This window comes from Flavobacterium sp. (assembly GCF_035760125.1).
Taxonomy (GTDB): domain Bacteria; phylum Bacteroidota; class Bacteroidia; order Flavobacteriales; family Flavobacteriaceae; genus Flavobacterium.
In genome coordinates this window covers 1-7931 of record NZ_DASTTN010000004.1, presented here as the reverse complement: position 1 = coordinate 7931, position 7931 = coordinate 1, and the positions used below count along the sequence as shown (strand labels likewise).

At 34.6% G+C, this 7931-nt stretch carries 10 protein-coding genes; 6 read left to right on the top strand and 4 right to left on the bottom strand.

Annotated features, from left to right (window positions below; genetic code table 11):
* Positions 1–89: 89 nt before the first annotated feature.
* The 3 genes from VFS71_RS00175 to VFS71_RS00165 form a co-directional block, all read right to left on the bottom strand.
* The gene (locus tag VFS71_RS00175; protein ID WP_326398639.1) at positions 90–1427 is read right to left on the bottom strand and encodes a TolC family protein; all 1338 of its coding nucleotides are present in this window, start codon (positions 1425–1427) and stop codon (positions 90–92) included.
* A complete protein-coding gene (locus VFS71_RS00170) occupies positions 1427–2023 on the bottom strand; it encodes a TetR/AcrR family transcriptional regulator (RefSeq protein WP_326398638.1) in 597 nt (198 codons plus the stop codon). The genes VFS71_RS00175 and VFS71_RS00170 overlap by 1 nt, the downstream gene beginning before the upstream one ends.
* Before the next feature lie 83 nt (positions 2024–2106).
* Positions 2107–2616, bottom strand: a complete 510-nt coding sequence (locus VFS71_RS00165; RefSeq protein ID WP_326398637.1) for a YceI family protein — start codon at positions 2614–2616, stop codon at positions 2107–2109.
* Between the two features lie 318 nt (positions 2617–2934).
* Here VFS71_RS00165 and VFS71_RS00160 point away from each other — a divergent pair, with 318 nt between their 5' ends.
* Genes VFS71_RS00160 through VFS71_RS00140 form a run of 5 tightly spaced genes read left to right on the top strand, consistent with a single transcriptional unit; the run spans position 2935 to position 5571 of the window.
* Positions 2935–3360, top strand: a complete 426-nt coding sequence (locus VFS71_RS00160; protein ID WP_326398636.1) for a VOC family protein — start codon at positions 2935–2937, stop codon at positions 3358–3360.
* Positions 3361–3414: 54 nt separating this feature from the next.
* Positions 3415–3936: a VOC family protein gene (locus VFS71_RS00155; protein WP_326398635.1), complete on the top strand. Its 522-nt coding sequence runs from the start codon at positions 3415–3417 to the stop codon at positions 3934–3936.
* A gap of 32 nt (positions 3937–3968) precedes the next feature.
* Positions 3969–4565: a dihydrofolate reductase family protein gene (locus VFS71_RS00150; protein WP_326398634.1), complete on the top strand. Its 597-nt coding sequence runs from the start codon at positions 3969–3971 to the stop codon at positions 4563–4565.
* Between the two features lie 57 nt (positions 4566–4622).
* Positions 4623–5102: a DinB family protein gene (locus tag VFS71_RS00145; protein WP_326398632.1), complete on the top strand. Its 480-nt coding sequence runs from the start codon at positions 4623–4625 to the stop codon at positions 5100–5102.
* Between the two features lie 19 nt (positions 5103–5121).
* Positions 5122–5571: an SRPBCC domain-containing protein gene (locus VFS71_RS00140; RefSeq protein WP_326398630.1), complete on the top strand. Its 450-nt coding sequence runs from the start codon at positions 5122–5124 to the stop codon at positions 5569–5571.
* 71 nt (positions 5572–5642) lie between these two features.
* On the opposite strand, the gene VFS71_RS00135 is transcribed toward VFS71_RS00140, so the two are convergent.
* Positions 5643–6584, bottom strand: a complete 942-nt coding sequence (locus VFS71_RS00135; protein WP_326398628.1) for a sugar phosphate isomerase/epimerase — start codon at positions 6582–6584, stop codon at positions 5643–5645.
* Between the two features lie 530 nt (positions 6585–7114).
* On the opposite strand from VFS71_RS00135, the gene VFS71_RS00130 reads away from it, so the two are divergent.
* The coding region (locus VFS71_RS00130) for a serine hydrolase domain-containing protein (protein WP_326398627.1) at positions 7115–7931 on the top strand (817 nt) is incomplete at its 3' end.

The window sequence follows — 7931 nt, the reverse complement described above, 5'->3', positions numbered from 1 at the left end:
TTTTTCAGATGAATTACAGGCAATCAATACAATTGAAAGGGTGGTTAGGATTAATATCTTTTTCATAAGTTTATATTTAATGGAAGTCATTATTTGGTAGTGATTTTTTCTAAACTGGCTTTTTTGTTGATGATGTTAACCATCGTTTGCAAGTACTTTTGTTGAGCGCTGTACAATTGACGTTGGGCATCATTGAAATCAAAACTGGTTGAAAGTCCTTCGGTAAATTTAATTTGCTGCTTTTTCTCAATTCTTTCTGCCAGATTCAAATTGCTTTTTGCGGTTTCGTAATCGGCGATGCTGTATTCGTATTCGCTCTTTGCGGTAGCATATTGTAATTTCAATTTTTGTTCGGTTTCGCTTAAAACTGTTTTTGCCTGATCCAAAGCAATTTTTGCCTGCTGTGTTCTGGAACTTCTGGCCAAACTGCTAAAAATTGGAACATTCAAACTAACTCCAATATTCGAATAATTGAACCAGTTTTGATGCTGTGTAAAAAATTGGAATTCATCTTTAAAAGCGGTATATCCAAAATTAAATTTTGCATCCAATGAAGGCAAGGCTTTGCTTCTTTGAAGTTTATATTCTAATGATCTTTGCTCTTCAAAATTGGTCGCTATTCTATAATCGATATTGCTGTTCACGTCAAATTCCGTATTTGAAAAAGAAAGATCCATGTTTTGAATGGTTAGAACATCTAATTTATCGGTCAATGTGATTTGGTCATTAATGTCAATACCCAAATTAATTTTCAGCATTTTGTAGGTGATATCCAATAAACGCTTATTGTAGTTTAAGGTACTTTCCAATGATGACAATGTGATTTGTAATTGTTCAACGCTTTCTTCTTCGATTAAACCATTTTTGTAAATGGCTTTGGTGTCGTTCAGTGTTTTTTGTAAGGAAGCAATGTTTTTTTCTAGAATAGCAATATTTTCTTTGGCTAATAAGACATTGCCATAAGAATTAATTACCATTTCCTTGATGTCAATATCTGACCTTTTTTTAGCGTTTTCATAATAGGCCAAATAGGTTTTGGAAGCTTGAAGTGCCACGATATAAGAACCGTCAAAAATAAGCTGGCTTAAAGTGGAACGTGCAACCATATTGTATTTGGTCCCAAAAGCTACTTCGGCATAAGTTCCGGGTTCTCCACCAAAGAATTCTGCTGGAACAACCGATTTTTGTAACACAAAATTGTCGGTAAAATCCACACCGGCATTAAGTTGTGGCAAACCCATTGCGGTAGTCTCCCATTTCTTTTCTTTGGCCGCTTCAATATCTCGACCGGAATTGATAGCCGAGTAATTATTTTCGAGAGCATGATCTATGGCTTGCTGTAATGAAAAGGAATAACTCTTATTCGAGTCTTGAGCATTGACGCTCAAAGTCAAAAGGGTCAGGGTTAGAATGAAAATATTCTTCATTATATATTTGTTTTAAGTAATTGTTTTTCAAGCTCGACTATTCCTTTTGGTGTTGCCATCGCTCTGGTGTGGTATTCCAGTGCCTGCAATTCCAGTTTTGTGGATTCTTTTTCGGAGCTGGTGTTTTCTTTTATGCTAAAAATTAAGGAGTAATAAAATTTGACATAGACATCAATATCCAGATCACTTCGGTATAAATCTTGTTGAATCCCTTTTTCTATATTTTGTTTGAAGCACATAGTACATTCGTCCAATTCCCTGCTCATTACCTTTTGATAGATTTCAGGATAATGTTTTTTTAATTGGTATAATGGTGAGGTATCTGTGGCCTTAAACATTTCTTTGAACATTTTTCGAATCTCAAAATTCTCTTCAATGGCATTGTGGTCTTTGGCAACAATAGTGTTTATGACTTCGTGGACGGTTTTGTGTACTAATTCTGTGCTTTCTTCAATCAATATTTCTTTATTACAAAAGTATTTGTAAATCGTTTTTTTGGAAATGCACATTTCACCGGCAATATCATCCATGGTGACGCTTTTAAAACCAAGTTTTAAAAATAAATCACTTGCTTTGGATATGATTTTATCTTTCATTTATGTTGTATGTAGTTGTGGGTTAGTTGGTTATTGTAAAAGTATAAAAGAAATATATTTTGTCAAACGGGATTTCATTGATTTTAATTATGGGTGAATTCCAAATTGGCAATAAGTTTAATATCAGAACCTACAGCATATCCTCCATTATTGGAATAGGCGTTGTAATTAAGGCCAAAATCCTTTCGATTGATATTTCCCGTGATTTCAAATAATGCTTTTTGAACTCCATTATAGTTGTTGTAACCAATAAATTCGGTGTCCAATTCCACTACTTTAGTAATGTTTTTGATTGTCAAATGTCCTTTTAGAAAATTGATATTTTTATTTACTTTTTCAAAAGAAGTCGATTTGAACTGAATAACGGGAGTTTCATCATAGTCAAAAAAGTCTATTAATTTCAAATCGGAGTTTCTGCTCTTATCGTTTGCTTTCAAAGAAAATTCGATGGAAGCATTTTCCACTTCGTTATTTTGTATGGCAACATGTCCTTTAAAATTATTTTTGGATCCTGACATGTAGTCAATCAAAGAATGTCTCGTCTTTATCAATACGTCTGATTCGTTTGAATCAATTTTCCATTCGTTTTCCATGATTGTGCAGTTTTGTAATTTTTTTGTAATGCAAATATAACAATGGAAACTTTAAAAACAAATAAAGTTTCCTTTGTCTTTGTTGGATTGTGTTTAAAATTAGATAATTAGCTTTTTATGTTATAGCAGATCAGACTATTTATAACTATTATTTCTTAAATTTGAAAAGCTATACAACTACGCTTTTTTTAGATAAATCTTAGATTAGATAGGAGAAAATTTATCAGATTGATACAAGTTAGGCGTCATTGTATTGCGACATCCTACACTCAGATATTTGGAATAAGAAATGAAAAAACAATTTAAAAAATCAAAATTATGGCACTTATCAATCCTCACATTAACTTCAACGGGAATGCTGAAGAAGCATTCAATTTTTATAAATCAGTATTTGGCGGAGAGTTCGTAAGGATTATCCGTTTCAAAGATATATCAAGCGCTGAATATCCAGTACCAGAAAATGAAGCAAATAAAATAATGCATATTGCTTTGCCTATTGGCGTAAACATTTTAATGGGCAATGATGTTCCAGAAAGTATGGGTCCAGTAAATGAAAATGAAAATAGATCTAAAATATCTATTAGCGCAGAAAGTCGTGAAGAAGCCGACAAGTTATTTAATGGACTTTCAGCAGGTGGAAATGTTGAATATCCTATTGACGACAGTCCGTGGGGTTCCAATTTCGGGATGTTTAGAGATAAGTATGGCATTGAATGGATGGTGGATTTTGACCCAAAACGTTAGCGTCACACTATAAAGACACAACCGAAAGAACAATTAACATTTAAAATTAATTGCATGGACAAGACAAACAAACCAGAAACCTTGGGATTGATACCAACTCAAATTGCTTGGGTCGTGAAGGATGTAGAGAAGTCAAAAAGGTTCTTTCAGGAAGTGTTTGGTGTTACAAATTTTAGTCCGATAGGCACCACTCGTTTGCAGGACTATGACGGAACCTATTATGGAGAACTTGCCGATGCTGAAAACCTTGTTGCTATGAGTTATTCAGGCGGGACATTTATTGAAATTATTCAACCCGTTTCAGGTAAAAGCATTTTTCAAGACTACATTAACAACAACCCAACGGGCGGAGTTCAACATATTGCTTACAGTACACCCATAGCAAATCTTGACAATGTGATTTCAGAGTTTGAAAATAAAGGCTTCAAAATAGTCAGTAGCTTTGATACACAAATAGCTAAAATAGTTTTTTTTGACACACGAGAAGAAATTGGTGTTTTTACCGAAATAATGGGCATTACAAAAGAAGGAGAAAAAGCGGTTCAAGAAATGGAAATTGCGTTAGGACAGCAATAAATGGGTTTTGTAAAGTATAATTTATAATAATCATGAGAAAAATAATTGTTTTGTCATTTATTTCATTAGATGGAGTAATGCAAGCACCTGGTGGACCTAAAGAAGACCCATCAGAAGGTTTCGAATATGGCGGATGGAGCGCACCGTTCGATGATGAAGTTGGTGGCAAGGTGGTGCAAAAAGAGCTGGAACAACCTTCAGATTATCTTTTGGGCAGGAAGACATTTGAGATTTGGGAATCCTTCTGGCCTGAACATGCCGATTTTTGGCCTGGTATCAATGATGGTAAAAAATACGTTATGTCCAATACTTTAAAAAAAACAAACTGGAAAAACACTGTATTTATCGAAAGTTTGGAAGATATAAAAAAGCTCAAAAATTCAGAAGGTTTTGATATTCAAGTTTGGGGTAGCAGTAAACTTATTCAGCTGTTGCTTAAGAATGATTTAGTGGACGAACTCAGCCTCAAAATTCACCCATTGATTCTTGGTGCAGGAAAAAAGTTGTTTGATGATGGATCGATTCCGGCAGCCTATACATTAACTGAGAGTTTGGTCACGCCAACCGGAGTGATTATTGCAAAGTACAAACGTGCTGGTGAAGTTAAAACAGGTACTATGGGGCCTTAAGGAGAAATAAAATTTAAAGAACTATTTATAACAACTCAAAAAAATAAAAATTAAAAAATGGCAGCAACAGAAATATTTTTAAAAATGGTATTCGACAGATGGAATGGATCCATTACGAATTGGAATGCAATTCTCAGCAACTTAACGGACGAAACTTTGCAAAAGGAAATTGCACCTGGCAGAAACAGAGGGATTTATTTATTGGGACATTTAATAGCTGTACACGACGAAATGTTGAAACTATTGGATTTGGGTGAAAAGCTTTATCCCGAATTGTATGAGCCGTTTATTAAATCGCCTGACAAAGCAGTAGCGCAAATTCCAACTGCAGCAGAATTGAGAAGTTTTTGGGCTAAACAATGCGAAGTATTAAAACAAAAATTTGATAGTTTGAAACCCGAAGAATGGTTTGAAAAACATACTGCAGTTTCTGCCGAAGATTTTGTTAATGAACCACATCGCAATAAGTTAAATATCGTCATCACCAGAACCTCCCATTTGCAATACCATTCAGGGCAACTAGTATTGCTTAAATAATTTTTTAAAATAAATAAAAATGGCAACAACAAATTTTACAACAACGATAGTCGTAGATAATTCTGCAAGTGAAGTATTTAATGCCATCAATAATGTTAGGGCTTGGTGGCAAGGGGAAATTGAAGGCGAGACCAATAAATTGAATGATGAATTTATCTATCGAATGGAAGATATTCATTATTCAAAACAACAAGTAGTTGAATTTATACCAAATGAAAAAGTAGTTTGGCTTATAACCGACAGCAAATTAAACCCAATGAAATTTAAGGATGAAAGCGAATGGACAGGAACGAAGGTCGTATTTGAAATAACTGAAATTGATAATAAAACACAAGTTCGTTTTACTCATATTGGTTTGATTCCCGCATTTGAATGTTACGGGGACTGTTCGTGGGCTTGGGGACAGCTTATTGAAGAAAGTTTGTTTAGCCTAATTACAACAGGGAAAGGGAAGAATGTTTTTGGATAGAATCATAAGATTTTACAAAACGGCTTTTGTCTTGACAGTAAGTCACCAATAGCCGTTTCTTAGATAAAATATTAAGAATTGTTTTGATAGCGTTTGCGTAATAATTGCATCATGTATACGTTGATATCCCATTGATCGGCTATAGGCTGTCGGGTATAAGGTAAGGTTGGCATATAATCAGGTGGGCCAAATTCTGTCAAAATTGTCATCACTTCACCTTTCTGTTTTTTACGTTCGATTATTTTATCCCACCATTCAAAATGGCGTTTTACTGTCTCAGACCATTCGGGAGCACGAGGATCGTTTACTTGCGGGCCTTGTGAATGACCAATGCGAGCGTGAATGTGTTCAACGTTTTTGAGAGCCAAATTCACTGTTTCCTCTTGGTCGTATAATAAACTTTCATGTACATTGCACCAATGTGATACATCAAAAGTTAGTTTTAAGTCCGGATTTTTTTCAATAAACTGTTTTGTTATATGAGCTGCAAACAGCATGCGGCTGCGATGCGTTTCATGACAAATGAGAATGCCTGTTTCTTTAGACTTTTTAAAGGTATAATCAAGAAAGGCTTTGTTCTCATCATAACTATAATAATCTCTACCTGAATGGCAATTAACATATAGCGGTTTTTGGTAAGGATTGCTCAGTATAGCATCTAGATTAGAGCAAAACTCAGTAAAATGCTTTTGCCAGTCACTTTCCCAAATAATACACATCAATCCTACTTGCAGTTGATGCTTCTTCAAGGCTTCAAATAACTGTTGCTGTTCCTTGGCATCGGAGCTCCATAAAACTTCCACGCCATCATACCCATCTTTTTTAGCAGCGGCACAAAACTCCTCAATGCTTCCCTCATAACCCCAATTTGTAGCCATGATAAGTAGTTTAAAATTGCTGTTTTGGGTAAAACTGGGTTTTGTTTCGGCTTTTAACTGCTCTAAAGAGGGCAGCATCATTGCGGCTGCAGCCGATGCTGTAGTTTTGATGAAGCTTCGTCGGTTTTGAGACATAAATTTTTTTTAAAATGTTTGATTATTGTGAATCAAAAAAACAAAGCTGCCATTCTATATCAACCGCCACTCCAAATGTCTTGCCAGGAGAGGAATTTTTATTGAAATATTTTGTTGGAACTATGCATTGTTTAAATACAATTTGCTAAAATATATAATTTTATTTAATGAACACTACGTTATGCAATAGTCTAATTTGATAAAAAATAAGCAAAAAAATAATTTAGTTCTAAAATTAGAACTCTTGAACTAAAGGATAGCGAGCTCGTATCAGGGCATTGTTTTTTCTTCGGATGCCCTATCTTGCTAGCCGGAGTGTAAAACTGTCTGAAATGAACAAAAATTGAAATTTGTAGGTTTGTGACTATTATTTTCTATATTTGAAAAAACATAAAACGAAACAAACCTTCACCATTCTACCCAACTAAAAGATGTATACAAGAAGTTTTATTTCGCATATACACGAGTTAAGTTACAGCAAGTCAAGAATAACTTCGAACTATCTAACTTTAAAATAAAAATTCACCATTATGAAAAAAAGATTCACTCTTTTAGAATTAATCTTCTTTATTCTTTTTGCATCTACTACAGCTTTTGCTCAAGTAACATCTCAAAAAATCGATTTATTGATGGAAGATGCCTTGGTAAAGTTTAAGGTAGCAGGAGCATCAATAGCCGTTGTTATAGACGGTAAAGTAATTCACCAAAAAGGATATGGAGTTGCTTCTGTTGCTACAAAAAAATTGGTTGACGAAAACACCAATTTTCAAATTGCATCCAATAGCAAAGCATTCACGACGACAGCGCTTTCTATTTTGGTGGACGAAGGCAAATTGAAATGGACGGATAAAGTAAAAGACCACATCCCTGAATTCAAAATGTATAACGATTATGTAACTGAGAATTTTAATATCCAGGATTTATTAACGCATCGCAGCGGACTCGGATTGGGCATTGGTGATTTGATGTTTTTCCCTGATGGTTCAAACTTTACCATTAAGGATGTATTAAACAGCTTTCAATATTTCAAACCTGTTTCTGCTTTCAGAACTCAATTTGATTATGACAATTTACTCTACATAATTGCAGGAGAAGTAATAGCAAGAACAAGCGGTATGACTTATGAGGCATTTGTACAAACGCGAATTGTTGATCCGTTGCAAATGAACAATACTTTCGTAGGCAGCAGTTTGATGAAGGACAAAAGTAATTTAGCAACCCCACATTCATCCGAATCAGAAGCTATAAAAACAGTTGATCCCTTTGGTGATCAAATTAATGGCGCAGCAGGCGGGATATTCTCAAATGCTGCAGATATGGCAAAATGGGCGATCGTACGTTTGAATA

Coding starts and splice junctions, on each gene's coding strand:
- VFS71_RS00165 (WP_326398637.1), bottom strand. CDS start 2,616: ATGGAAAACGAATGGAAAATTGATTCAAACGAATCAGACGTATTGATA.
- VFS71_RS00170 (WP_326398638.1), bottom strand. CDS start 2,023: ATGAAAGATAAAATCATATCCAAAGCAAGTGATTTATTTTTAAAACTT.
- VFS71_RS00150 (WP_326398634.1), top strand. CDS start 3,969: ATGAGAAAAATAATTGTTTTGTCATTTATTTCATTAGATGGAGTAATG.
- VFS71_RS00145 (WP_326398632.1), top strand. CDS start 4,623: ATGGCAGCAACAGAAATATTTTTAAAAATGGTATTCGACAGATGGAAT.
- VFS71_RS00140 (WP_326398630.1), top strand. CDS start 5,122: ATGGCAACAACAAATTTTACAACAACGATAGTCGTAGATAATTCTGCA.
- VFS71_RS00155 (WP_326398635.1), top strand. CDS start 3,415: ATGGACAAGACAAACAAACCAGAAACCTTGGGATTGATACCAACTCAA.
- VFS71_RS00135 (WP_326398628.1), bottom strand. CDS start 6,584: ATGTCTCAAAACCGACGAAGCTTCATCAAAACTACAGCATCGGCTGCA.
- VFS71_RS00175 (WP_326398639.1), bottom strand. CDS start 1,427: ATGAAGAATATTTTCATTCTAACCCTGACCCTTTTGACTTTGAGCGTC.
- VFS71_RS00160 (WP_326398636.1), top strand. CDS start 2,935: ATGGCACTTATCAATCCTCACATTAACTTCAACGGGAATGCTGAAGAA.